This window comes from Thermoproteota archaeon (genome assembly GCA_003352285.1).
Taxonomy (GTDB): Archaea; Thermoproteota; Nitrososphaeria; order Nitrososphaerales; family Nitrosopumilaceae; genus PXYB01.
Window position 1 is genome coordinate 115,567 of sequence record QQVN01000002.1, and the last position, 21,712, is coordinate 137,278.

Annotated in this window: 27 protein-coding genes; 16 read left to right on the forward strand and 11 right to left on the reverse strand. The window is 33.5% G+C overall.

Annotated elements, in window-relative coordinates; translation table 11 throughout:
• Positions 1 to 3 precede the first annotated feature (3 nt).
• Entirely contained in the window at positions 4 to 1,068 is a 1,065-nt protein-coding gene (locus DWQ18_00725; protein RDJ34666.1) for an aminopeptidase P family protein, read from the forward strand.
• A gap of 6 nt (positions 1,069 to 1,074) precedes the next feature.
• On the opposite strand, the gene DWQ18_00730 is transcribed toward DWQ18_00725, so the two are convergent.
• Complete coding sequence (locus DWQ18_00730; protein RDJ34667.1) at positions 1,075 to 1,875, reverse strand: methyltransferase domain-containing protein; 801 nt, start codon at positions 1,873 to 1,875, stop codon at positions 1,075 to 1,077.
• A gap of 273 nt (positions 1,876 to 2,148) precedes the next feature.
• Here DWQ18_00730 and DWQ18_00735 point away from each other — a divergent pair, with 273 nt between their 5' ends.
• From DWQ18_00735 to DWQ18_00750, 4 genes are all read left to right on the forward strand, one after another.
• On the forward strand, positions 2,149 to 2,532 hold the full coding sequence (locus DWQ18_00735) for a response regulator (GenBank protein RDJ34500.1): 384 nt from the start codon (positions 2,149 to 2,151) through the stop codon (positions 2,530 to 2,532).
• A 101-nt stretch (positions 2,533 to 2,633) separates the two neighbouring features.
• Positions 2,634 to 2,918 carry a hypothetical protein gene (locus DWQ18_00740; GenBank protein RDJ34501.1) on the forward strand — a complete coding sequence of 95 codons (285 nt, stop codon included), beginning with the start codon at positions 2,634 to 2,636 and terminating at the stop codon, positions 2,916 to 2,918.
• Positions 2,919 to 2,992: 74 nt separating this feature from the next.
• On the forward strand, positions 2,993 to 3,226 hold the full coding sequence (locus DWQ18_00745) for a hypothetical protein (protein ID RDJ34502.1): 234 nt from the start codon (positions 2,993 to 2,995) through the stop codon (positions 3,224 to 3,226).
• A gap of 123 nt (positions 3,227 to 3,349) precedes the next feature.
• A complete protein-coding gene (locus tag DWQ18_00750; protein ID RDJ34503.1) occupies positions 3,350 to 4,078 on the forward strand; it encodes a DUF5011 domain-containing protein in 729 nt (242 codons plus the stop codon).
• 62 nt (positions 4,079 to 4,140) lie between these two features.
• Here the strand turns inward: DWQ18_00750 and coaBC are convergent, their stop codons facing one another.
• From coaBC to DWQ18_00770, 4 genes are read right to left on the reverse strand one after another with little or no spacing between them, the layout of a single operon-like run.
• Complete coding sequence (gene coaBC / locus DWQ18_00755; protein RDJ34504.1) at positions 4,141 to 5,385, reverse strand: bifunctional phosphopantothenoylcysteine decarboxylase/phosphopantothenate--cysteine ligase CoaBC; 1,245 nt, start codon at positions 5,383 to 5,385, stop codon at positions 4,141 to 4,143.
• Positions 5,375 to 6,214 carry a 3-methyl-2-oxobutanoate hydroxymethyltransferase gene (gene panB / locus DWQ18_00760; GenBank protein RDJ34505.1) on the reverse strand — a complete coding sequence of 280 codons (840 nt, stop codon included), beginning with the start codon at positions 6,212 to 6,214 and terminating at the stop codon, positions 5,375 to 5,377. The genes coaBC and panB overlap by 11 nt, the downstream gene beginning before the upstream one ends.
• The gene (locus DWQ18_00765) at positions 6,207 to 6,971 is read right to left on the reverse strand and encodes a phosphopantothenate/pantothenate synthetase (protein RDJ34506.1); all 765 of its coding nucleotides are present in this window, start codon (positions 6,969 to 6,971) and stop codon (positions 6,207 to 6,209) included. Before DWQ18_00765 ends, panB begins: the two co-directional genes overlap by 8 nt.
• 14 nt (positions 6,972 to 6,985) lie before the next feature.
• A complete protein-coding gene (locus DWQ18_00770) occupies positions 6,986 to 7,879 on the reverse strand; it encodes a GHMP kinase (GenBank protein ID RDJ34507.1) in 894 nt (297 codons plus the stop codon).
• Between the two features lie 64 nt (positions 7,880 to 7,943).
• On the opposite strand from DWQ18_00770, the gene DWQ18_00775 reads away from it, so the two are divergent.
• The gene (locus tag DWQ18_00775; protein RDJ34508.1) at positions 7,944 to 8,927 is read left to right on the forward strand and encodes a phosphate uptake regulator PhoU; all 984 of its coding nucleotides are present in this window, start codon (positions 7,944 to 7,946) and stop codon (positions 8,925 to 8,927) included.
• Here DWQ18_00775 and DWQ18_00780 read toward each other — a convergent pair.
• Both DWQ18_00780 and DWQ18_00785 read right to left on the reverse strand, forming a co-directional pair.
• On the reverse strand, positions 8,916 to 9,434 hold the full coding sequence (locus tag DWQ18_00780) for an NUDIX hydrolase (protein ID RDJ34509.1): 519 nt from the start codon (positions 9,432 to 9,434) through the stop codon (positions 8,916 to 8,918). The genes DWQ18_00775 and DWQ18_00780 overlap by 12 nt on opposite strands.
• 24 nt (positions 9,435 to 9,458) lie before the next feature.
• Positions 9,459 to 10,382 (reverse strand): AsnC family transcriptional regulator, encoded by a 924-nt coding sequence (locus tag DWQ18_00785; protein RDJ34510.1) that lies wholly within the window; start codon positions 10,380 to 10,382, stop codon positions 9,459 to 9,461.
• A gap of 186 nt (positions 10,383 to 10,568) precedes the next feature.
• On the opposite strand from DWQ18_00785, the gene DWQ18_00790 reads away from it, so the two are divergent.
• The 5 genes from DWQ18_00790 to DWQ18_00810 are packed head-to-tail and all read left to right on the forward strand — an operon-like array spanning position 10,569 to position 15,692.
• Positions 10,569 to 11,726 (forward strand): ABC transporter permease, encoded by a 1,158-nt coding sequence (locus tag DWQ18_00790; protein RDJ34511.1) that lies wholly within the window; start codon positions 10,569 to 10,571, stop codon positions 11,724 to 11,726.
• 22 nt (positions 11,727 to 11,748) lie between these two features.
• Positions 11,749 to 12,423, forward strand: coding sequence for an ABC transporter ATP-binding protein (locus DWQ18_00795; GenBank protein RDJ34512.1), 675 nt, complete (start codon positions 11,749 to 11,751; stop codon positions 12,421 to 12,423).
• Entirely contained in the window at positions 12,423 to 13,718 is a 1,296-nt protein-coding gene (locus tag DWQ18_00800; protein ID RDJ34513.1) for a hypothetical protein, read from the forward strand. Before DWQ18_00795 ends, DWQ18_00800 begins: the two co-directional genes overlap by 1 nt.
• Positions 13,719 to 13,750: 32 nt before the next feature.
• Complete coding sequence (locus DWQ18_00805) at positions 13,751 to 14,140, forward strand: hypothetical protein (GenBank protein RDJ34668.1); 390 nt, start codon at positions 13,751 to 13,753, stop codon at positions 14,138 to 14,140.
• Positions 14,133 to 15,692: an AarF/ABC1/UbiB kinase family protein gene (locus DWQ18_00810; protein ID RDJ34514.1), complete on the forward strand. Its 1,560-nt coding sequence runs from the start codon at positions 14,133 to 14,135 to the stop codon at positions 15,690 to 15,692. Before DWQ18_00805 ends, DWQ18_00810 begins: the two co-directional genes overlap by 8 nt.
• Before the next feature lies 1 nt (position 15,693).
• On the opposite strand, the gene DWQ18_00815 is transcribed toward DWQ18_00810, so the two are convergent.
• Positions 15,694 to 16,083: an Hsp20/alpha crystallin family protein gene (locus tag DWQ18_00815; protein RDJ34515.1), complete on the reverse strand. Its 390-nt coding sequence runs from the start codon at positions 16,081 to 16,083 to the stop codon at positions 15,694 to 15,696.
• A 58-nt stretch (positions 16,084 to 16,141) separates the two neighbouring features.
• Positions 16,142 to 16,486, reverse strand: coding sequence for a hypothetical protein (locus DWQ18_00820; GenBank protein ID RDJ34516.1), 345 nt, complete (start codon positions 16,484 to 16,486; stop codon positions 16,142 to 16,144).
• A 163-nt stretch (positions 16,487 to 16,649) separates the two neighbouring features.
• On the opposite strand from DWQ18_00820, the gene tmk reads away from it, so the two are divergent.
• The 3 genes from tmk to pyrH are packed head-to-tail and all read left to right on the forward strand — an operon-like array spanning position 16,650 to position 19,155.
• Complete coding sequence (tmk, locus tag DWQ18_00825; protein ID RDJ34517.1) at positions 16,650 to 17,231, forward strand: dTMP kinase; 582 nt, start codon at positions 16,650 to 16,652, stop codon at positions 17,229 to 17,231.
• Entirely contained in the window at positions 17,228 to 18,472 is a 1,245-nt protein-coding gene (locus tag DWQ18_00830) for an HD domain-containing protein (protein RDJ34518.1), read from the forward strand. Before tmk ends, DWQ18_00830 begins: the two co-directional genes overlap by 4 nt.
• Positions 18,469 to 19,155 (forward strand): UMP kinase, encoded by a 687-nt coding sequence (gene pyrH / locus DWQ18_00835; GenBank protein ID RDJ34519.1) that lies wholly within the window; start codon positions 18,469 to 18,471, stop codon positions 19,153 to 19,155. Before DWQ18_00830 ends, pyrH begins: the two co-directional genes overlap by 4 nt.
• On the opposite strand, the gene DWQ18_00840 is transcribed toward pyrH, so the two are convergent.
• Positions 19,156 to 19,512 (reverse strand): hypothetical protein, encoded by a 357-nt coding sequence (locus tag DWQ18_00840; GenBank protein RDJ34520.1) that lies wholly within the window; start codon positions 19,510 to 19,512, stop codon positions 19,156 to 19,158.
• Positions 19,513 to 19,583: 71 nt separating this feature from the next.
• On the opposite strand from DWQ18_00840, the gene DWQ18_00845 reads away from it, so the two are divergent.
• Positions 19,584 to 20,129 (forward strand): hypothetical protein, encoded by a 546-nt coding sequence (locus DWQ18_00845; protein ID RDJ34521.1) that lies wholly within the window; start codon positions 19,584 to 19,586, stop codon positions 20,127 to 20,129.
• 99 nt (positions 20,130 to 20,228) lie between these two features.
• A complete protein-coding gene (locus DWQ18_00850; protein ID RDJ34522.1) occupies positions 20,229 to 20,804 on the forward strand; it encodes a hypothetical protein in 576 nt (191 codons plus the stop codon).
• Positions 20,805 to 21,034: 230 nt separating this feature from the next.
• Here the strand turns inward: DWQ18_00850 and DWQ18_00855 are convergent, their stop codons facing one another.
• Positions 21,035 to 21,679: a Dna2/Cas4 domain-containing protein gene (locus DWQ18_00855; GenBank protein ID RDJ34523.1), complete on the reverse strand. Its 645-nt coding sequence runs from the start codon at positions 21,677 to 21,679 to the stop codon at positions 21,035 to 21,037.
• Between the last annotated feature and the right edge of the window lie 33 nt (positions 21,680 to 21,712).

The window sequence follows — 21,712 nt, forward strand, 5'->3', positions numbered from 1 at the left end:
AATATGAAGGATAGACGATCTAATCTTGTCAAATTTACAAAAAAAATTGATTGTGATACTCTCATAACATTTGAGCCTGAAAACTTGTTTTATCTAACAGGTTTTTGGGGTGAGGCAATTGGAATTTTAGAAAAAAATGGAAATACTACAATTATTGCTCCAGAGCTAGAAGTTGGTCGAGCAAAGGATGAGTCTATTGATACAAAAGTGGTGACTTCTGAGCGTGGAACTGCATTAATTTCTGAACTTGTCAAGAAAGTAAGAGGAAAAAACCCCTGTACAGACTGCCAGAATTATTCAGTCATGCAATCCCTCAAAAAATCAATTCCAAAAATTAAGCACTCTTCTGAGCCATTTGAAAATTCCAGACTCATCAAAGATTCTACAGAAATTAAAATTCTAAAAAAAGCATCTAGAATTATTGATGAAATGTTTGAACTATGTACAAAAAAAATTAAGGAAGGACAAAAAGAATCAGAGCTGCAAGCATTACTGATGGGCTATGCAATTGAGCAAGGAATGTTTGATACTGGCTACAAATCAACTCTTAACCCATTAATTATTGCTGGCGGACCAAATGGTGCACTGCCTCATGCGCAGGTTACTAATAGAAAATTCGCCAATGGTGATCTAATTGTAGTTGATCTTACCTTGCGATACAAGGGCTATGTTTCTGATTCAACTAGGACTTTTGGATTGGGAAAAATTTCAAAACAGGCACAAGAAGTGTATGAAATTGTTAAGGAATCACAAGAACTTGGATTAAAAGCTGTAAAACCAAATGTCACATGCAAATCAGTTGATGATGCATGCCGAGACTACATCAATGAAAAGAATTATGGGAAATACTTTATCCATTCCACTGGCCATGGAATTGGTCTTGATGTTCATGAACTCCCAACAATTTCATATAGAAGCAAAACAAAACTTGCAAAAAATATGGCTATAACTGTTGAACCAGGAATTTACATTCCAAACAAGTTTGGTGTCAGAATTGAAGACTCGTTAATTGTAGATAAAAAACCAATTGTAATGCACAAGTTCACAAAAGAACTTTTAGTATTATAAAAAAAATTATTTTTTTGCAGTTAATACTATAACTTCCCAAGGAAAAACTATCTTTTCATTCTTTTTTGTGTAACGTGAAACATTTTGTTTCACAAGCTCTCTTAGTTCAGCTCTTTTTTTTGTAGGTAGCTTGTCAAGCTTTTCTTTGAGTGGTTTTGCTACATACTTTAGATAATTATTCCAGTAATCACTAAATTTTCCTGGACTGTACTTGAAGACAAATGTCTTGGCCTTGATATTTGAAAAACCAGAATTTTTTATCTCAGCTTTTAGTGCTTTTTGAGAACCAAATCTATCCAAATTAGGTGCACCGGGTGGTACATAATCAGGAATGAATTTCATTACCGCATCTAAAATGCAGCTAAAAAATGGAGTATTGTGACCGTGAACAGATACTGCTAGAATTCCGTCTTTTTTTAAGACGCGCTTTGCATTACACAAAGCCTTTTTGGAATTTGGAAAAAAGAATAATGCATATTGACATGTTATGACATCAAATTGATTTTTTAGAAATATAGTTTCAGCATCTGCTTGAATAAACTCTATGTTCTTTTTTGCTGAATTGAATTTTTTTGCAATACTTAGTGCTTTATTTGAAATATCAAAGCTTACTATTTTTCCACTGTTTCCAACTCTAGAAGAAATCTTTTTTGTTACAACTCCTGTACCGCATGCAATATCTAAAACCTGATCGCCTTTTTTGATACCTGCTAGGGTTACAAGCTTTTGTGTACTCTGGAATGGTCCAGCATTGGTACTTGCCCAACGCTTATGATATCTTGGTGCAACCTCATTCCAAATTGTTATTGTTCTTTTTTTGTACTCTTTTGGTTCAAACTCTCCCAAAGCAAATAGAATTTTCTTCACCAAGTATTATTTCTTGATTAAGTTGTCACGAATCTAGAGGTCTGCATGCTGTTAGCGGAAATCAGTAAATTGATTCTCATTATAGTATAGATTGTATTGTTTTAAAAGATATTGAAATGTACTGATCCAGTAGGATTCCAACTCAAATTAGAAAAAATGTCTGTTACTTGATTACAAACAATCAGATATCTAAATAATATTTGAAGGAAACATGTGGTACGTGTTTTAGTGGTAGATGATGATCCCGACACCGTGGAGATTTTCTCAGAATATCTTTCCATAAGGGGTGTGCAGGTAGTTGGTACTGGATATAATGGCAAAGAAGCAGTTGAACTATATCAAAAATACAGACCAGATGTTGTCTTTTTGGATTGTATGATGCCAGAGTTTGATGGATTTTATGCGTTAGGAAATATCCAGCAGATTGATCCCTCCGCCAAGACGATTATGGTCACAGGAGATCTCACACAAAAAACAAAGATGCTCTTTGAGAAGATGGGAGTATCTGGTGTTATATTCAAACCTTATGAGATAGATGATGTAATTAAAATTCTAAATGATGTAGTTTCTGGGAAAATAATTCTACCTACTGTTTGATGAGGACTGAGTTGAAACACAATCTTACCAGATTGGAATATTATTTTACAGATTTTTCCACGATACTATTAGGTAATAGTGACAAAATATTATTGAAGTCAATGAGCGAGTATGAAACGCAGTTGTACAGGGATGTAATCTCCTCATTGCTAGAGAAATCTCTATTGGAACTGGACTCCAAGATGTTATCCAAGACTGAAAATCACCTTAAAAAACACAACCTATCATTCAATGATGCATTGGAATACCCAGAGGTGATATTTACAGCACTACAAAAGACCGTAGGTAAAAGATATCCCGAACTCATTCGTTTAATCAACGATGAGATGAGATCTGTTTCAAAGAATCCTGCATTTGAGAAATTTGTCACAGTCTTGAACAAATAGGAACGTATGTGTTCATTTGTTGTGCGATATGAACATCACTAGTCTTTTGTTGAAATTTATTAAAACAGCAATAAATGCAGAGAAATCCCCCTAGTGAAAACAAGATTGGAACAGATGAGATCGAATGTGAAGAGGCCATTATGAAAGACAAACAAAGATTTGGAAGGGTAAGAACCAGCCTCATGCGGCATCTCCGATCTGAATATGGCTCGATTACTGCAGATAGGGCTCTTTCAAGAATTAACAAAAGGGCATCAAATGGTTCCCTGCGAGCAAAATATCATCTAAAGGAATTTTCATTGGAATAGATCACAGTTCATTTATTTTCCCAAATCTTCTTGCAACTTCTTTAATACTCGTTTTTGCGTTTAATGGTTCGTTCAGAAAAACATCGTCATGATTATGAGTAAAAATCCTCATTTCTTTTTTCAATGACAACAAAACTCGCAATAACTGCAGTCTTTATGTTTGCAGTAGTGCTTGGCGTAGGCGCAATTGCTCCAGCTATGGCAGCAAAGGCAGATGCACCAGGACAAAACAAAGTGACAATATGTCATTTTGATGAAGAGGAAAACAAGTTTGTACAAATTACCGTTCCTCCTCATGCTGCTGAAAAACATAAGGCAAAACACGGTGATGTTGATCCAGTAGATGGGAGCTGCCCAATAATTGATACAACTGCTCCTGTAATTACTCTTAATGGGGACAATCCCGTAACCATTGAGCTTAACACAGAAGTATACATCGAAGATGGTGCAACCGTTACTGATGATGTTGATGGAGACATAACTACCTCATTGATCATAGGTGGGGACGTAGTTGATGAATCCACTCTTGGAACATATGTAATTACATATGATGCAGTAGATTCTTCAGGAAATACTGCAACACAGATTACCAGAGATGTAAACGTAGTTGATACAACAGCACCGGTAATTACTCTGTCAGGATCAGATATTTTGAATCTCATGATAGATGAAGAATACATTGAGCAAGGAGCAACAGTTACTGATAATGATCCCAGTACACCAAGTGATGCCGTAGTTGGTGGAGATCTAGTAGACACATCATCTCCTGGAACATACATTGTAACATATGATGTAACTGATCCATCAGGAAACAACGCAGTACAAATTACAAGAACAGTTAATGTTAGCTGAAAAAGTTAACTAAACTTTTTTATTTTTTTAAGGTATGAATTACTTAGTTTCTAAGTTTGAATCTATTTAGATTTGAACTCTTTTTCTATTTGCTTTCTAATGAATTTTGCAATCTTTTCTTTTTTTTGCCGTCTTGACCAAACTTTACCATTAGAGCTAACTACAAGAACTTGATTATTTTCAGAATTTTTGGCATACGCTGCGCCAATATCATTTGCAACAACCATGTCTGCCCCAGTTTCTTGAATCTTCTTAATAGCTTCTTTCTCTAATGCATTCTTTGAGAGGTTGGTTTCTGCCTTGAATCCCACCAGAAATGTATCTTTCTGAATTTTTTTAATTTGGTTGATAATCTTTGGTGATTTTACTAATTTTATTGAGATATTCTCTTTGGTACTCTTAATTTTGGATTTGCTTGGATTCTTTACTGTATAATCAGAGGCAGCTGCTGCCATAATTACAATATCAAACTTTTTCTTTAGCTCTCTTTGAATGGCATTTTTCATCTCAGCAGTTGTCTTTACAGGAATGTGTTTTATGCCATCAGGCACCGTTTCTCTTCCCGGACCATACACCATAGTTACCCTTGCGCCTGCTGATTGCATCTCTTTTGCAAGTAAAACCCCGGTTTTTCCCGTACTTTGATTTGTAATTACTCTTACGGGATCGATATATTCAATGGTTGGCCCTGCTGAAATCAAAACTTTTTTCTTATCAAGTATAGATGAATGACCAAATCGTTTTAGAACATAATCTAATACGTCTTCAGGTTCTGGGGCCTTTGCTTTTCCCTCTATCATTTGTGGTGATAAAAACTCAATCTTCTTTTCTAGGAAACTGATATTTTTTTTGACTGCAGCATTCTCATACATTGATGCATGCATTGCAAGGCACATTAGAATTGGAATCTTGGAGCCAAATCCAACAGTAAGTATAGTAGAAATTGGTGTGTCATCAATGCCGTTTGCAAGCTTTCCCAAAGTATTTGCAGTTGCAGGAAACACTATGATTAGATCAGATTTATTATAATCAGCTAAACGAATATGCTCCAATTCACCTGTTAGCTTTGTAATTACCTCATTTCCCGTTGCCCACTTGAAATAATCAGGCTGTACAAGTTTTGTAACTGCATTACTTGCAACACAGATCACATCTGCACCATGTCTCATTAACAGTCTTCCTAATTCAATTGCCTTGTATGCTGCAACACTTCCTGCGACACATAGAACAATTCTTTTCCCTGAAAGCTCTCTTCCATAGGATTCTACTATATCTAAGGAAGGATGATTATTTTTTTTAACTCCCAATCTTCTTCCTCAATTTTTCTATTTCTTCATTATCCATTTGAAAACAGTTTTCATTTGCGGGAAACACACCTTCTTGTATTTCTGTTTTGTATTTTTTTATGGCATCAACTATGTCCTCTGATAAATTCAAATATTTTTTAACAAACTTTGGTTTAATTTTATCATACATGCCTAATAGATCCTGTATGACCAATACTTGTCCATCACAATTTTTTCCTGAACCAATTCCAATTGTTGGAATACTTACAGTATCAGAAATTATTTCTGCAACCTCTTGAGTTACCATCTCTAATGCAATACTAAACACTCCTGCTTCTTCTAGTGCCTTTGCATCTTCAATTAATTGCATTGCAGAATCAGCTGTTTTTCCTTGAACTTTGTATCCTCCTGATAACATTGTTGTCTGTGGTTGAAGACCAATATGACCCATTACTGGAATTCCCACTTGGACAATCTCGTTTATTGTCTCAGCCATTGGCATTCCTCCTTCTAATTTTACTGCGTCAGCGCCTGATTTGATTAGTCTTCCAGAATTTTCTATTGCATCAGTGATGCTTGCCTGATATGACATGAATGGCAAATCAGCTACAATGAGTGTATTTTCTCTTGCTCTACTTACTGCCTCTGTAAACAAACACATTTGTTCCATTGTAACCGGTATTGTGTTCTCGTAACCAAGCATTACCATTCCAGCACTATCACCAACAAGCAGAATGTCTATGCCAGCTCTATCGCAGAGTGATGCTAACGTAAAATCATAACTCGTAAGTACAGAAATTTTTTGCCGAGATTTCTTCATTGAAATGATATCTGCAACAGATTTATGCATTTTTTGCCCTCCTAGAAAGATTAGACTTTATCTCAATAACATTATGCGTTAAATTTTTCTTATTATCAAAATTATTAATAATTTTTTCAAGCTCAGAACTCTTTTTCGTTGATAGTCTATTACATTCTGTAATTAGTTCTACAATTCCCCTTACAACATTATCAATAATTGAAATATTTGCTGTTTGTGCAGTTCTTGAAAGAGGATTGAGATCAAAAGTAATGACTTGCTTTTTCGCTTTCCTTAAGGCTAAAGTTCTATCTCCATCTTCCAACGGTACTATGACTAGATCTGAAGCAAAAATACCGTTCTTATCAACAATTCTCCTTGAAGAATCTATCCCGATTAACCGTGTAGCATTCTTTTTTAAAACACCAAAAATTTCTTTTGCTCCATTTTTTTTGAGAATTTTTACAATTTTTTCCTTCCTTTTCTCATTGGCATAGAACAAATTAACTTCAATTTTTGCTTTTGATACTTTTGATAATCTTACTATCTCGTTTGGGCATAATGCTGCAACATTACCATTCACAGAAATTACAGGGTTCTTAGCTAATAGTATTGATGCCGCTGCAGCCTTTATCGCTTTTTTAGCTGTCTTCAAAGTTTTTTCTCCTAGAATATAATCAAACGCCTCCCCACGACCATGAGCTAATAGTCCTTCTTTTGCTACTAGTCCGTCATCAAAACCCTTGACCAGTTTTTCTCTAATTAATAATGATTGAAAACGAGGATGACTTTTAGGAATTAATGCCATTTTATTCTAAATCTTTATTGTAGTCTAGCACCAGAATTATCAATTTTTGATTTTATGATAATCCCTTCTGAATATTTTTCTAGTATTTTCATAACTTTTTCTTCCATATTTTTTGGAATTAATGTAAAAATTGTTTCTCCAAATAATGCAACTCCACACTTAATTCCATTGTTTTGTAAATCATTAATTACTAAATCCATTCTTGGAGTCATCACTTTGACATATTTTGCAAATTCTAAAGACATATCTTGAAAATCGTCATAACTTTTTGATTTGATTAATTTAGAAACCATCTTCCCACCAAGACCGTTAATGGTTTCTAATTTTTCATCAATGAATTTTTTTGTTGAGATTGGGGCAAAACAAATCAAAATCACATTTGAATCAGTTGTTATTTTTTCAATTGAGCCAATTCCAGGCGCACCAGACTTTGTTCTTATTTCAAAACCTCCATGATATGATGCTAATACATCACCTAATCCAGTTTTACAATTAATTTCAGCAACATGTGCAATCTTACCTACCACTTCTTTTGGTAAGTTTGTGTTAAGTGCTTGATTAAGTGCCATTGCTAAAGATAATGCAACTGCACCACTGCATCCTAAACCATATCCAACCGGAACTGAAATCTCATGTTGTACATCTACAAAGAATTTATTATCTTCACAATTTTTCAAAAATTCTTTTATGACAAATTCTGATACTAGAATATTCTCTGATTTGTAGCCTAACACAGAAACCCTAAAATCAAAATCTTTTGCTTTTTTTACAGTTACCCGTGTAGTAACACCTTTTTCAATTGAAAAACCAGCACCTAAGGATCCTAGACTTTCTGGGTTTGTGTTGCCCTCAAATTCAGCTTTAAAAAAACCAGTTACATGAGCAGGACAGAATGCCTCACCTTTCATGATCGATGTTTAAACTTTAAGAAAAATATAAGAATATGGCTTAAATAATTTAAATTAATATAAATTGACTAAATTCATTCGACGCCTACAAAGAATTGGAAGTAGCATACTTGTATCCCTGCCAAAAGAATGGGTTGACCAGCATAATCTTGATAAAAATATGGAAGTCGAATTGGAAACAGGACAAAATACCATATCTATAACTGCAGACAAAGAATCACGTCCTTCAAAAGAAGTGACAATTTCGTATCCATTACCTAAAGAAGAAAACATTGTAGCAGATATCACTGGAGCATATCTATTGGGATATGATGTAATAATTGTTCAAGGAAAATCCACAATTCCTGTAGAAGACAGAGAAAAAATAAGAAATTCAATGCGTCGATTAGTTGGCATGGAAATAGTTGAAGAAGATGCATCAACAATCAATGTTCAATTTTTACTTGATGCAACTACAATTAATCCACAAAAAATCCTCAAACGTATGCATACCATTGTATTGGCAATGTTTAGTGATGTAATGACAGCATTATCTACATATGATAAATCAAATCTTCAAACATTAGCTAACAGAGACGACGAAGTTAACAGGCAATATTTCCTTTTAGTACGATTGATCCGAAGTACAATGATTGATAATAGATTAGTTGATATGTTTAATCTTGAAAAAATTGATGTACTCGATTATCGAATAGCTGCAAACCTTCTAGAAAGTGCTGGAGATACAATTGTTGAGCTTGCAAACTCAATTTACCTATCAACCCTTTCTAAAATAGATCTAAAGAAAATTCACGATATTGTAAAAAATTTTGGAAAAATGCAAGAGAAATCGATTGATGCTTTTATAAAAAACGATAGAAGTATTGCTATTGAAGCAATTTCTTTGCATAAGGAAAATCAGAAAAAAATGTCTTTACTTAGATCATCCCTTGATTCAAAAAACCAACTTCCTATTGATTTCTTAGATCTTATACATATGTTTGAACGTGTAGAACGTTCTTGGGCAGATATTGCTGATTTAGTAAAACCGATATATTCAAAACAATAATTTTTTCTTTGCTGCATAAGTTAATACTGCACAAATAGTTTTTGAATCAATAATTTTACCTTTCTTAATCATTGTAATTAATTTCTTCAAATCAATCTTTACAACTGAAATGAATTCATCATTATCTGGATCTAAATCTCCAACTTTCTTAAGGTCTTTTGCTACAAAACAATGAATTACTTCTGAATTATATCCAACTGACGGATAATATGATAGTAAATGAACCATCTTTTTTGCCTTGTATCCTGTCTCTTCAATTAACTCTCTGTAGGCACATTTTTCAGGTTTTTCACCTTTTTCTAACGTCCCGGCTGGAATTTCTAAAATGTATCCATGTGGATATCTATGCTGTTTTACAAGAATTACTTTATTTTCTTCATCAAAGGCTAACATCGCAGCAGCTCCTCTATGTTCAATAATCTCTCGTCGTACTTTACGACCCTCGATTTTTAGATCATATAATGATAAACCTAATACTTTACCTTGAAAGATCTTTTTCTTCATTATTTTTTAAAATTTAATGCAACTATTTTAGTGTGTTTGATACATCAAATGCAGTGTTGGAGATCTTTGAGCATCTTTAATAGCATTAAATATCCATTTTTGAGGAAATGTGATTCGTTTTGGAATAAAAAGATCAGCTGAACCCACTCCTTCTACTTCCCTAACTCTTTGAGTTAGCTCATCAAGCTTGAAAATATTATCACTATGCATGAATAACACAATTTGATTTTTTGCAATAAATGGACGCTGAAGAAAATTTTCAGCAAATTCTTTTTCTAATCGCTTTAAGGTTGTTTGTAATTCATCTGTAATCCAAGTCAATATTGCATGTGGAATATATCCTTCAAGTTTTGTTGGCTCATAAACAAGAGTAAATTGTATTGCCTCATCACTTTGCAGTTTTTCAATTGAACGTGTTACTGTTTTTGTTGATAATCCGGTAGCTTTTGCAATTTCTTCAATTTTTTCTCTAGGATCCTTCATTAACTCGTTAATGATTTCTAAATCAGTTTTAGTTAAATTAGAATTCATTCCAGGATTTTCTGCTTCAAATATTGTAAGTACTCTTACATCTTTCATCAAATTTTTTGCAAGCTCAATCTTTTGTTGAACGTTTTCTTTTACAACAATTCCACATACGGTGACTCCTCCCACGCATGGAACTATGAGAAACGGCTCCCCTACCAGCTTGACTTGTTGTAAAATTTCATCTGAATCTCTGCCAGAAACTACAATGTAAAAAATGCCATATCCTAACACAGGTGGTTCTATTTTTAATGCAAAATACTCTATTGTACCTTTTTTCATCATTTTTTTTATTCTAGATTTTACAGCACCACCGGAAATACCGACCGCTTTCCCAATTTGTCTGTCTGACTCTCTACAATTGTTTAGTAGTCTGCTTAAGATTTGTATATCTAAATTGTCTAATTTATCACTTTTATTAGCCACTGATTTTCTATAATATCCTAATTATTTATAAAAATGTCGTAAGTATTGTTCATTACTTTAATAATGGTTCATAGTGCCAATTTTTACTAATAAAATGTCTTAATTATTTAGAATTCTGATCTAATATCTTATATAAGAGACTTTTAATTCAGATCTGTGGATTATAGAATTAATCTTGCCAAGAGGATGTTATTCAATAAAAAAGGCAGTCTAATTGGAGCTGTCTTAGCTGTAACAATTGGAATTTTAGTAATCCATGTTAATTTTGTAATTTTTCAAGGACTTTTTGATGCTATTGTTAGAGATATTAGTGATTATAGAAATGGTGATGTCTTAATCACAGATGAAGAAGATTTCATAGACAAATCCGATCTTTCTCTTGTTAATTGGTTTGAACGAATTCCATATGTAGAAGCGGCAACGCCGCGGCTGTCATCGACAGCTTCAATCAATATGACAAAATTTGGTAAACTTCATGAAGAAACACGTGTTCCAGTTGTTGGCGTTGATCCCATTCGTGATATACGAGCTTCTACAGTTCATGAAACAGTTACTGAAGGGCAATTTGTTTTTTCTAGAAACTCGATTGTTTTGGGATCTAACATAGCACGGGATCTAGGGGGTGCTCAAGTAGGTGATAATGTTAAGGTGCTAATTGTTGACCGATATGGGCAAGATCAGATTAAACGCTTTATTGTCACAGGCATTGCAAAGTCTCCCGGTGGACAAGGTTTTGATTACAGCGTTGTAATGCATATTGATACCTTGCGTGATTTAATGAACCGACCTGGTGATACTGGTTCTATAATGGTAAAATTAAATGATAGAAGTAAAGCTTTAGAAGTAAAAAACTTCTTCCTCAGTGCATTTCCTAATGATGATTTTTTAGCAGAAACAATTGAGGAATCTGCAGAACAACAACTTGCAGGTTTTAGATCTGGTATAGCTATGATTAACATGATTGGATACTTCGGAATGATGTCTTCAGCATTTGCAATTGTAACTATTCAAATGATGTTAGTAAATGGTAAGACTCGAGAAATAGGCGTAATGCGTTCTATTGGTGCCAAAAGGAAAGATATTTTGATTATTTTTATTTTTCAAGGAATGATCATTGGAGCTATAGGTGCTGGAGTTGGGACAGCAGCTGGTTTGGGTTATACATTTTATGCTAAAGAAACAAAAATGTCTTTTAATAACAGTTTACCTTTAGAAGTTAGCTATGATTGGGGGAAAATTACCCAGACTGCATTAACATCATTTAGCTTGGCAATAATTGCATCACTTTATCCATCATATAGGGCCACTAAACTTTTACCCGTGGAGGCGATGAGAACTGTCTGATAAAGTACTTGAAATTACTAATCTGAACAAAATCTATGGAGAAGGCGATACGAAAGTAAATGCTCTTCAAGATGTTTCAATTTCAATTAAAAAAGGAGAATTTGTATTAATTGTTGGGAGTTCTGGATCAGGAAAATCAACATTACTCAATATGATAGGCCTACTCGATAATCCATCAAGCGGAAAGATCTTGATTGATGGTACAGATACAACTACTCTAAATGATAATCAGCTTTCTTCATTTCGAAATCAAAAGTTAGGATTTATTTTTCAATTCTCAAACCTCATTTCAGATCTCACCGTATTTGAAAATGTGTTACTGCCAAGACAAATTGGTTCTACAGATGGTTCTGCTGAAAAGGATGCAAAAGATCTGCTTATAGCTGTAGGAATGGAAGATCAAATGCACAAACGTGCAAATAAAATTTCTGGTGGGCAGGCACAGCGTGCAGCAATTGCTAGAGGCATGGTAAATAACCCATCAATTGTTTTAGCTGATGAGCCTACAGGAAATCTTGATTCTGTTACTGCAAATACAATTGTTCAGTTAATGAAGTCTATTGCAAAGAAATTAGGCCATACTTTCATCATTGTTACCCATGATCGACATCAATTTGGAGAAGTTGATAGAGTAATTACAATCAAAGACGGACGAGCATTTGAAGGAGAGGAACCAACAATGGAGGCTATAGCATAATGAATCTTTTTTCATTACTTTTAATTCCAATAATTCTTAGCACATTTGTTTTCTCTGAAGCTTTTAGTCAAACTGGATCAGGAGATTCCCCATTTGAAAGAAAATTTGGTGATGTGAAATATCTTGATTCATACTTTGGTACAATCGATGAAAAAATTGAAGTCAATCCCGGTGATGATAATGTACCTTTTACAGTAGTCTTTGCAAATGTTGGAACACAAGACATTACTGGAATTAGAGGTCAACTGGCATTACCATTAGGATTTTCAGCTGCATCAGGAACTAGCTCTGTAATTACTGCTGATGCAGAAACAAATTCATTGGCCGGACAAAACTTCCATTTGACATTTTTTGTCAATGTGGGAGAACATGTTAAAATTGGACAATTTCATGCAACTGTTAAAGTAGATTATTCTAGACTCCGTGAATCTGGTGAAAGAAACGCATTCTTTGAATTTCAATCCAAAGTCACCGGGGATAGTATTATCAATATGCGTGCATTAGAGCCATTTCTTACATCATTAACTAAAAATCATGTAGTGATCGAAATTTCTAATGATGGCACTGCACCAGTTTCTGCAGTAGATATTGAATTAACAAATACTCAGAGTGAAATAGCATCAACTGCACAATCAATTACAAATATTGAAAACGTTGTAATTCTAAATACAAACTGGGATGTTGGACAGATTAACGCAGGTGATAAAAAATACTTAGAAGCAGACATCTATGTTCCAAAAAATCTCAAAGGTGATACACTTCGGGCACCAATGACAATTACATATTACAATGCACAAGGCGATAAGACTCAAATCTTTAGAATAGTTGATTTTTTCATTAAAGGATTGATTGATGTTACAATTTATGATGTGGATGTAATAGATTTATCAGGACAAAAAACAATCATTGGAGAAATAATTAATGAAGGAAATGAAGATGCTGTGTTTGGTTTTGTTACAATTGAACCTCTAGGTGAATCAAACATAAAAAAGAAAACACAATTTATTGATGAGATAGAAATTGATTCTCCAGTTCCATTTAACGTGCCTATAGAGTTTGAGGGAGAACCAAAATTTGGAGAGCATGAAATACGTGTAACACTTCGCTACAAAGATGATACAAGAGAAGAGCATTTTCTAAGTCATGATACAACCATTTTTCTACCTCCACCCGAAAAAAACAACGATAATCCAGATGCCTTACAATTAATTATTATTCCAATAATTGCAGCAATTGCAATTTTCTTTTATTTCAAACGGAAAAGAAAGCATCAATCAGAAATTAAGGCAAGCTAAGATTATATTCGATGCGTGAAGATACATGTTTCATGTACGGGGATGAAATTGAAGTCCCAAAAGAGATTAGACAATTCATGTTAGAAAAAGCTGAAGAAACTAATCTTGGACAAAAAAATGGTGCTAATAAACAATATCGCTATGGTAATTTGCATATACGAGAATACGATGATAAATTTCTAGTTCACACTGATAAAATTGATCCAAGAAAAGATCCACTAGGACATCTCTTCTATGATGCTCCCGAAGTCATTATAGGTTTAACATGCGCAGCAATTGGAGGTTATCAAGTCGGCACAAATATTTTCAAAAAAACAAATTCCAAAAACCTTTCAAAAATTTCTGGCCTAGGTTCATCATTGCTTCTTGGCTACCTAGGATATTCTCTAACAAAAAAAATTAAGCAACTTAAGGGTGACTAAATTATCAACTCTACGAACTATCCACGTACTCTTCAAATTACTGCCTTCAATAATTGCACTACGCAGTGATCGTAGAAAATGGGTAAAACAAGAAGGTAAAGATGTTGATCTTGAAAAATATAGAAGAAACGCACGAAAAGTTCTTGACACATTTCTTACTCTAGGACCAGTGTACATCAAGCTAGGCCAATGGTTATCTTCTCGTGCAGATATACTTCCACAACCATACATGCAAGAACTTTCAAAATTACAAGATGATGTTCCTGCAGAATCATTTGAGAAAGTAAAACCCATAATCGAAAAGGATTTGGGTCCCCTTGAAAAAAAATTTACAAATATTGACCAAACCGCAATCTCAGGTGCATCATTAGGACAAGTGTACCTAGCAAATATTGATCACCAAAAAGTTGTTGTCAAAGTAAAACGTCCAGGAATTGAAAAAGTTGTCGAAGAGGATCTTAAGGTATTAAAAAAAATATTACCTTTAGCTCTAAAATTTGTTGATCCTAATCTAAGATTTTCTGCAAAAGCAATGCTATCACAGTTTGTAGAAACCATTCATGAAGAGATGGATTACACAATTGAATCTGAAAATCTCAAACAAATTAAAAAAAATATGGAGAAAAACGGAAACGTCATAGTGCCATCCGTTTACGATGATTATTCTTCAAAAAATGTACTTACCATGGAGTATATTCCTGGCATTAAAATTACGAATATTGAGGGCCTTGATGAAAAAGGAATTGACAGACAGAAACTAGTCATCGATGTTCACAAAATATTCTTTACGATGCTTTTACGCCATTCAATTTTTCATGCAGATCCACATCCTGGAAATATTTCTGTAACAAATGAAGGAAAATTGATTCTCTATGATTATGGTATGGTTGGACGGCTCGATAATGATACAAGAAAACGCCTTGTTCGCCTTTATCTTGCATTAGTCGAAAAAGATCCTCCAAGAACGGTAAATGCAATGAGTGAATTAGGAATGCTTATGCCGGATTATAATCGATCAGTGATTGAACGTGCCATAGAATTATCTGTTCAGGCAATGCATGGCAAAAAACCTGATGAAATGGAGGTCAAAGGGTTAATGGAAATTGCAAATAAAACAATGAGTAGATTTCCATTCATGCTGCCAAAACACTTGGCACTGTATATGAGAATGGCTTCTATTATAGAAGGAATATACAAAACTCATCAAGTCGATTTTAAATTCGTTAAAGTTTTAAAAAATATTTTAGAAGATGAACACTTGATTCGTGATGCATACATTGAAGAGTTAAAATATTCATTTACTAGATTTGCTAAATCAATTGATGCTACAATATCAATTGCACCGGAATTAAAAAAATTCATTGATGAAAACAGATCAATCCAACTTAATACAAAACCAAAATCTACTATATTATTACCCGGTAGTATAATTTCATCTGCAATTTTTGTAGGCTCTGCAATGATATATTCTACAAACGAAGCACTAGCTTCTGTTGGCATGATTGGTTCATTAGTAATTATGACAATCTCAATTTTGCTTAGGAAAAAATAACCTAGTCTATTTGAATATCCTTACCAGATTTGGTTATTGGTATTGTAATATTTAGTACTCCATTATCATATTTAGCTGATGTGATTTTTTCTTCACCCTCTTTGATGTTTATTGGAAGGCGAATTTTTTTATCAATTATCTTTGGTCTTTGACTGCATATGACCTCGATAGTTTTTTCTTGAGGTTTTTTTTCTGCATTAATTGATAAAATATTCCCATTTAGTCTCAACTTGATATCACTTTTCTCAAATCCAGGTAAATCAACTTGCAAAATTAACTTATCCTGTTCTATCATCATGTCTACTGGAGGTAGAACAAATTCATAAAACTCTCTTGATTTATTTCCTATTTCTTTCATCATATCTTTTGTCATAGACTTTACAAAATCCATTCTGATTATGATGATTAAATTATGTTATAAATTTTAGAGTTATTCTACGAGTAAATCACTAGTTTTGTTTGTGATTTTGGAAACATTCTCTACAATAAACTGGTCTGTCGTCTTTTGGCTTGAATGGAATTTGACATTCATTACCACAGTCTCCACAGGTAGCAGTAAACATTTCTCTAGGTCTGTCTCCTCTCGAACCTCTAAATCTAGATCCTCTGTCATTTCTTCCATAGCTTGAACCCCTACCAAATCTAGATCCTCCACTTCGTTGTGGTTTGTGATTTTGGAAACATTCTCTACAATAAACTGGTCTGTCGTCTTTTGGCTTGAATGGAATTTGACATTCATTACCACAGTCTCCACAGGTAGCAGTAAACATTTCTCTTTCTTGATCAAAAGGCAAATTTTTCTACTGACTGATGAAATTGACTTCTAATTAAACTATGGTATGAAAACTGTGCTTCCTTGAGGCAATTCATTCTAAATGCTAAAAAATGAAGATTATTTCAAAATGAATTCTTTCCTTGATAGATTTTTAATCAATAAATTTCTAGAATTATCAAATTATGATAATTGTTATAGAGGGTGGTGATCAAGCAGGCAAAAAAACTCAATCCTTACTATTGCAAAAAAAACTTCAAAAAAGCCGAATTAAAACTAAACTTTTTAGCTTTCCTGATTATTCTACCCCAATAGGAAAAGAAATTAAAAAATATCTTTCCGGTCATAGGAAATTTCCCCCACAAGTAATTCATTGTCTACTGGCAGCAAACAGGTGGGAAAAAGTAAACGAAATAAAAAAAGCTCAAGAAAAAAACTCAGTTTTAATCATGAATAGATATTATCAATCAAATCTTGTATACGGCGTAGTAAATGGCATGAATCCTTCGTGGTTAGAAAAATTAGATGAAGGATTGCCCAAGGCCGATCTTGTTGTTGTATTGGATGTATCACAATCTATCTCCTTTAGCAGAAAAAAATCAAACCGAGATCAATTTGAAAAAAATAAGCTATTCTCACAAAAAATTTCTAAAGCATACAGAAGTATAGCAAAAAAGAAAAATTGGAAAATTGTTAATGCGTCTCAATCACGGCAAGAAGTTCATTTGGAAATTTTGAAATTATTTAGTAAAAAACTACGATTATGAAAAGTAATTTCCTTGATATCATAGATCCCATTCATGATTTTATTAGAATAAACAATACTGAATTACAAATTATTGATAATCCAATCTTTCAACGACTTCGTAGGATTAGACAATTATCGGGGGCACATCTAACTTATCCTGGAGCACAACACACCAGATTTGAGCATTCACTTGGTGTAATGCATATAGCAGGAAAAGCAGGAACTGCACTATCTGAAAAAAATATTCTAAAACAATCTGATATTCAAAATCTAAGACTTGCTGCCCTACTACATGATATTGGCCATGGTCCGTTCTCACATCTTTTTGAAGAGGTAATGAAAGAAAAATCTAAAATCACTCATGAGGAAATAGGTAGAGAAATTATTTTAAAAACGTCAATAGGTGACACATTATCAAAATCAGGTTTTGATAAAAATTTTCTTGCACAATTAGCTTTTGGAGATTCGAAATTACAATTCATGAATGAAATAATTTCTGGAGCATTAAGCGCGGATATGATGGATTATTTACTTCGTGATGGATATTTCACTGGTGCAGAGCATGCAAAAATAGATCATAATAGAATAACTCAATCTTTGGATGTATATCAAAAAAAATTGGCACTTGAACGCTCAGCCCTATATTCATTTGAATCCATGTTACATTCTAGACACCAAATGTTCAAAGCTGTCTATTTTCATAAAACCGTTCGATCTGCTGAAGTTATGATTGTTGAAGCTCTTCGTCAGGCAGATAATGAACTTGGACTAACTTCATTAAAAATTGATGATTATCTCAAACTTACTGATGAATACATTATATCTAAATTATTGTCTCTGCCAGAAAAAAACTCTAATCTAAAACGTGCTAAGAAACTTGCTCAAAATTATCAAGATAGAAGATTGTTAAAATGTGTCTTTGAACGTATTCTGACAAGCAAAACTAATCTACAAAAAATCAAAATTTCAGAGATAAAACAAAGTTTAGCTCGAAAATCCAAAGTAAATGAGGATGAAATTTTCGTTGATAGCTCAATTACCCCCTCAATTCCTTTAGCACCATCAAAGAAAGAATCAAAATCAATTATTCTAATAACTAACGAATCTCAAAACAAAACTGCTACTGAGATACCAATATCAAAAATTCCACTTGTATCGACAATGTCTGGCTTTATGAATATACTGAGAGTGTATACAGCACACAATTATAGAAAAAAAGTTGAAATGGCCGCAAATTCAATCCTTGGTAACTTAGAATGAAAAAACGAATCGTAATCAAATTGTCCGGTCGCGTATTTGGAATGGACAATGTGAAAATACTGAAAGATTATGCTTCATTCCTAGTCAAAATTAGTAAATTTTGCCAACCCATCATTGTAGCTGGTGGAGGACATATAGCAAGACATTACATTACTCATGCTCGTTCATCAGGAGCAGATGAATCTACACTTGATGAATTAGGAATAGAAATTTCTCGATTAAATGCAAAACTGCTAATTTATGCATTAAAACACAAGGCATATCCTCATCCACCTACTACACTTCAAGAAATTCGTCATGCAGTAGATAGTGAGGCAATTGTTGTCACAGGAGGTCTCCACCCTGGTCAAAGTACTAATGGTACTGCAGCACTAATTGCCGAAAAAATCAATGCCACTGAATTTCTTAATGCTACAGATGTGGATGGAGTTTATGATTCTGATCCAAATAAAAATAAAAAAGCTAAGAAATTCAAAAGAATTGAACTAAAAAATCTCCGTAATATGTTGGTCCATGAGGACTCTGTAGCAGGAGGATACGATCTAATGGATATAGTCGCTCTAAAAATTATTGAGCGCTCAAAAATTAAAACTAGAATAGTCAAGGCAGATATCAAAACCCTCGAAAAAGCTATTAAGGGAAATTCAGTGGGTACCGAAATAATTTTGCCTTCTAAAAAATAATCATTTTTCTAAATTATTATGAATAGTAGGATATCTTTCTGTCCAAATCTCTACCTCATTTCCAACAAATTCATCAATCCCTGTCTCTTTCATTTTTTTAAAAATATCTAGAGCTTCTTTTTCTTCTAATGGTTTTGATTGGGCTTTTGTGTATCCGTCTTTATCTACTAAAATTGCTACAAAACCATCATGTGTTTTTATTACTGCAGCAAAATCTTCTTCTCCAACAGGGAAGAATTTTCCATCAATTTTTTTAGTTGTTAGCGTAAGCATTGCAAAACCAGCGATTTCAAATAATTTCATCTGTGATTTACTAGCAATGGTTTTTCCTTTTTGCACTGCTTGAAAATACTGCATTACTATGAAATGTTAGCATTAGTATAATAATTATCTCAACATTTAAGATATGTAAATTCTATTTTTAAAAAATGAACCCCAAGATTTTTGTCGGTGCAGCGGTAGGAGTATTTGCAGTTGTAATCGCAGTTGTTGCATTTTCTGGTCAAAATTTTATAAATGATGTATCTGACGATGGCTTATTTTTTTCCGGAGAAACTAATCGACAAGTCATTCCTATTACGATTGAACTTGATGATATCTCTATTATTGAAGTAAATGAGCGAGCAGCAACTATAGAAGTCTCATTTAAGATTACCAATCCAAACTACAAATCAGTTATTCTTCAGTTGCTAAAATACCAACTTTTTGAAAATGGTACACGAATACATATTGGTGAAATAGGTGAACGACCGGAGGGAATGGTTACATCCTCAAACTATTTCACGCTATTGAGTGATACTTCGTTGATACTCTCAGACAAGGCAACAATAAAAAATTCTGGTAATTCTCCTGAACTATGGGAAGCATTATCCAATGACTCTGCTAAATGGAAAATTCTAGGGGAAGCAAACTTTAATCTTAGCTCCATGACTAGTGGAGGAGAAAACGAAATAACTTTTGAATTTGAAAAATAACCTTTCATAGGTTCGTTCACTTTGGACAGACATTAGATTTTCTATCTTTTTTAAGCCAAGAAATAGTGGTAAAAAATCATTATTTCAAGGAGCGATATTATGTTAGCAGGTACTTATTCACTTAGAAATTTAATCCAAAACGAAGAATTTCTATTAGAACTTACTCGTACTCTTCGTAAAGAAATCACTGAACTAGAAAAAGAAAGAGAAGATGTAGAAGCTGAACAAAAAGAAGCTCGAAAACAGGGCCTATTTGTAGAAAAAATGACTAATTATATGAGTGATGAACTTGAAAGACTTGAATCTTCTTCTAATGATGGCAAATCAGAAAATCAAACGATTTCAACAAATTTGAATAAATTATCAGAGACTGAAAAAAAATTAAAAATTCTTAAAACAAGATTAGCAGAATTTGTAAACACTGAAGATCAAAACCCATTATCTGATTCATCTTTTTCAAATATCCTAAAACAATATGAGGGATTTCTCCTTGAATTAACCAACTCATTAAACGAAAAGATCGTTAATCTTGAAAAAATAATAAATCGCCTTAAAGCGGAAAAACGAGAATCCCAACAACAAAAAATATTGCTCAAAGAAATGGTCGAGTTGTTTAACGAAGAGATAATTGATCTTGAAGCAACCCTTGAACAATTAAGGCTACAAAATGCATAATGTATCATAAAAATCAAAAATTATGATTATTTGTTTATAAGAAAATTTTTTTGGCAAAGTTATATATGATTCGCCAGAGACCTCTCTTCAAATGGCAGAAGCATCAATGGCCGCATTTGGCTCAGCAGTTGGAGTTGCAATAGCATTAGCAGTAGTGACATTTGCTCTCCGTGGAAAAGGACATCCAGAACCATTAGATTAGAAGGATTATTCCTTTTACAATATTTTTCTTAATCTTTGTTAAAACCAACTAGATCTGCTATTGTAAACTGTTTAGCAAGTTTCTGTTTTATGTAGCATCTTTCATAATATTGGCAACCTGCACAATTTTTCGAGGGTTCTAAGATTGGAACTTTTTTCTCCTTTAGAAGATCAGTCAATACTCGAACCCTTCTAACAACCTCTTCAAACATTTTGTTGTTTCTTGTCAGAGAAAACGAGACCTCTTTTCTGTCCCCAGTGATGTAAATGATTATTCCATCCATTTTGTTGTAAATCCACATTAATGCATTGAGGAATAAAATATCCTCACTTTGGGGATTCTCATACAGCTCCTGGGCGGATCTAAATAAAATGATGGCATCATCTACTATCATGTCTGCTTGCCCTCGCAGTTTTACCTTGTCTATTTCAAAATCTTTAGCCTCTGCACCATAATGCAATTTTCTTAAAAGGCCACTAGTTAGATCATTAAAGCCAGCCTTTTGTTCTGGTATGGGCTCTATTCTATCATAATATGAGCGCCTAAGACACCTGACTACCTCATGAATATGGATTGTTGAATAATCACCAGAATCAATTTTTATCTCAATTTCTCTACTAATTGATTCTATGGCATTTGTAATGAAACTTCTGTAATCTCTATCTCCCATCATGGTAGATCCGCTACACATTCCATGTTCTTATAA

Excerpts from the sequence above, each read along its gene's own strand:
- DWQ18_00725 (RDJ34666.1), top strand. The coding sequence starts at position 4 with ATGAAGGATAGACGATCTAATCTTGTCAAATTTACAAAAAAAATTGAT.
- DWQ18_00740 (RDJ34501.1), top strand. The coding sequence starts at position 2,634 with ATGAGCGAGTATGAAACGCAGTTGTACAGGGATGTAATCTCCTCATTG.
- DWQ18_00745 (RDJ34502.1), top strand. The coding sequence starts at position 2,993 with ATGCAGAGAAATCCCCCTAGTGAAAACAAGATTGGAACAGATGAGATC.
- DWQ18_00750 (RDJ34503.1), top strand. The coding sequence starts at position 3,350 with ATGACAACAAAACTCGCAATAACTGCAGTCTTTATGTTTGCAGTAGTG.
- panB (RDJ34505.1), bottom strand. The coding sequence starts at position 6,214 with ATGCATAAATCTGTTGCAGATATCATTTCAATGAAGAAATCTCGGCAA.
- DWQ18_00765 (RDJ34506.1), bottom strand. The coding sequence starts at position 6,971 with ATGGCATTAATTCCTAAAAGTCATCCTCGTTTTCAATCATTATTAATT.
- DWQ18_00770 (RDJ34507.1), bottom strand. The coding sequence starts at position 7,879 with ATGAAAGGTGAGGCATTCTGTCCTGCTCATGTAACTGGTTTTTTTAAA.
- DWQ18_00790 (RDJ34511.1), top strand. The coding sequence starts at position 10,569 with ATGTTATTCAATAAAAAAGGCAGTCTAATTGGAGCTGTCTTAGCTGTA.
- DWQ18_00800 (RDJ34513.1), top strand. The coding sequence starts at position 12,423 with ATGAATCTTTTTTCATTACTTTTAATTCCAATAATTCTTAGCACATTT.
- DWQ18_00805 (RDJ34668.1), top strand. The coding sequence starts at position 13,751 with ATGTACGGGGATGAAATTGAAGTCCCAAAAGAGATTAGACAATTCATG.
- DWQ18_00815 (RDJ34515.1), bottom strand. The coding sequence starts at position 16,083 with ATGGATTTTGTAAAGTCTATGACAAAAGATATGATGAAAGAAATAGGA.
- tmk (RDJ34517.1), top strand. The coding sequence starts at position 16,650 with ATGATAATTGTTATAGAGGGTGGTGATCAAGCAGGCAAAAAAACTCAA.
- DWQ18_00830 (RDJ34518.1), top strand. The coding sequence starts at position 17,228 with ATGAAAAGTAATTTCCTTGATATCATAGATCCCATTCATGATTTTATT.
- pyrH (RDJ34519.1), top strand. The coding sequence starts at position 18,469 with ATGAAAAAACGAATCGTAATCAAATTGTCCGGTCGCGTATTTGGAATG.
- DWQ18_00840 (RDJ34520.1), bottom strand. The coding sequence starts at position 19,512 with ATGCAGTATTTTCAAGCAGTGCAAAAAGGAAAAACCATTGCTAGTAAA.
- DWQ18_00845 (RDJ34521.1), top strand. The coding sequence starts at position 19,584 with ATGAACCCCAAGATTTTTGTCGGTGCAGCGGTAGGAGTATTTGCAGTT.
- DWQ18_00850 (RDJ34522.1), top strand. The coding sequence starts at position 20,229 with ATGTTAGCAGGTACTTATTCACTTAGAAATTTAATCCAAAACGAAGAA.
- DWQ18_00855 (RDJ34523.1), bottom strand. The coding sequence starts at position 21,679 with ATGATGGGAGATAGAGATTACAGAAGTTTCATTACAAATGCCATAGAA.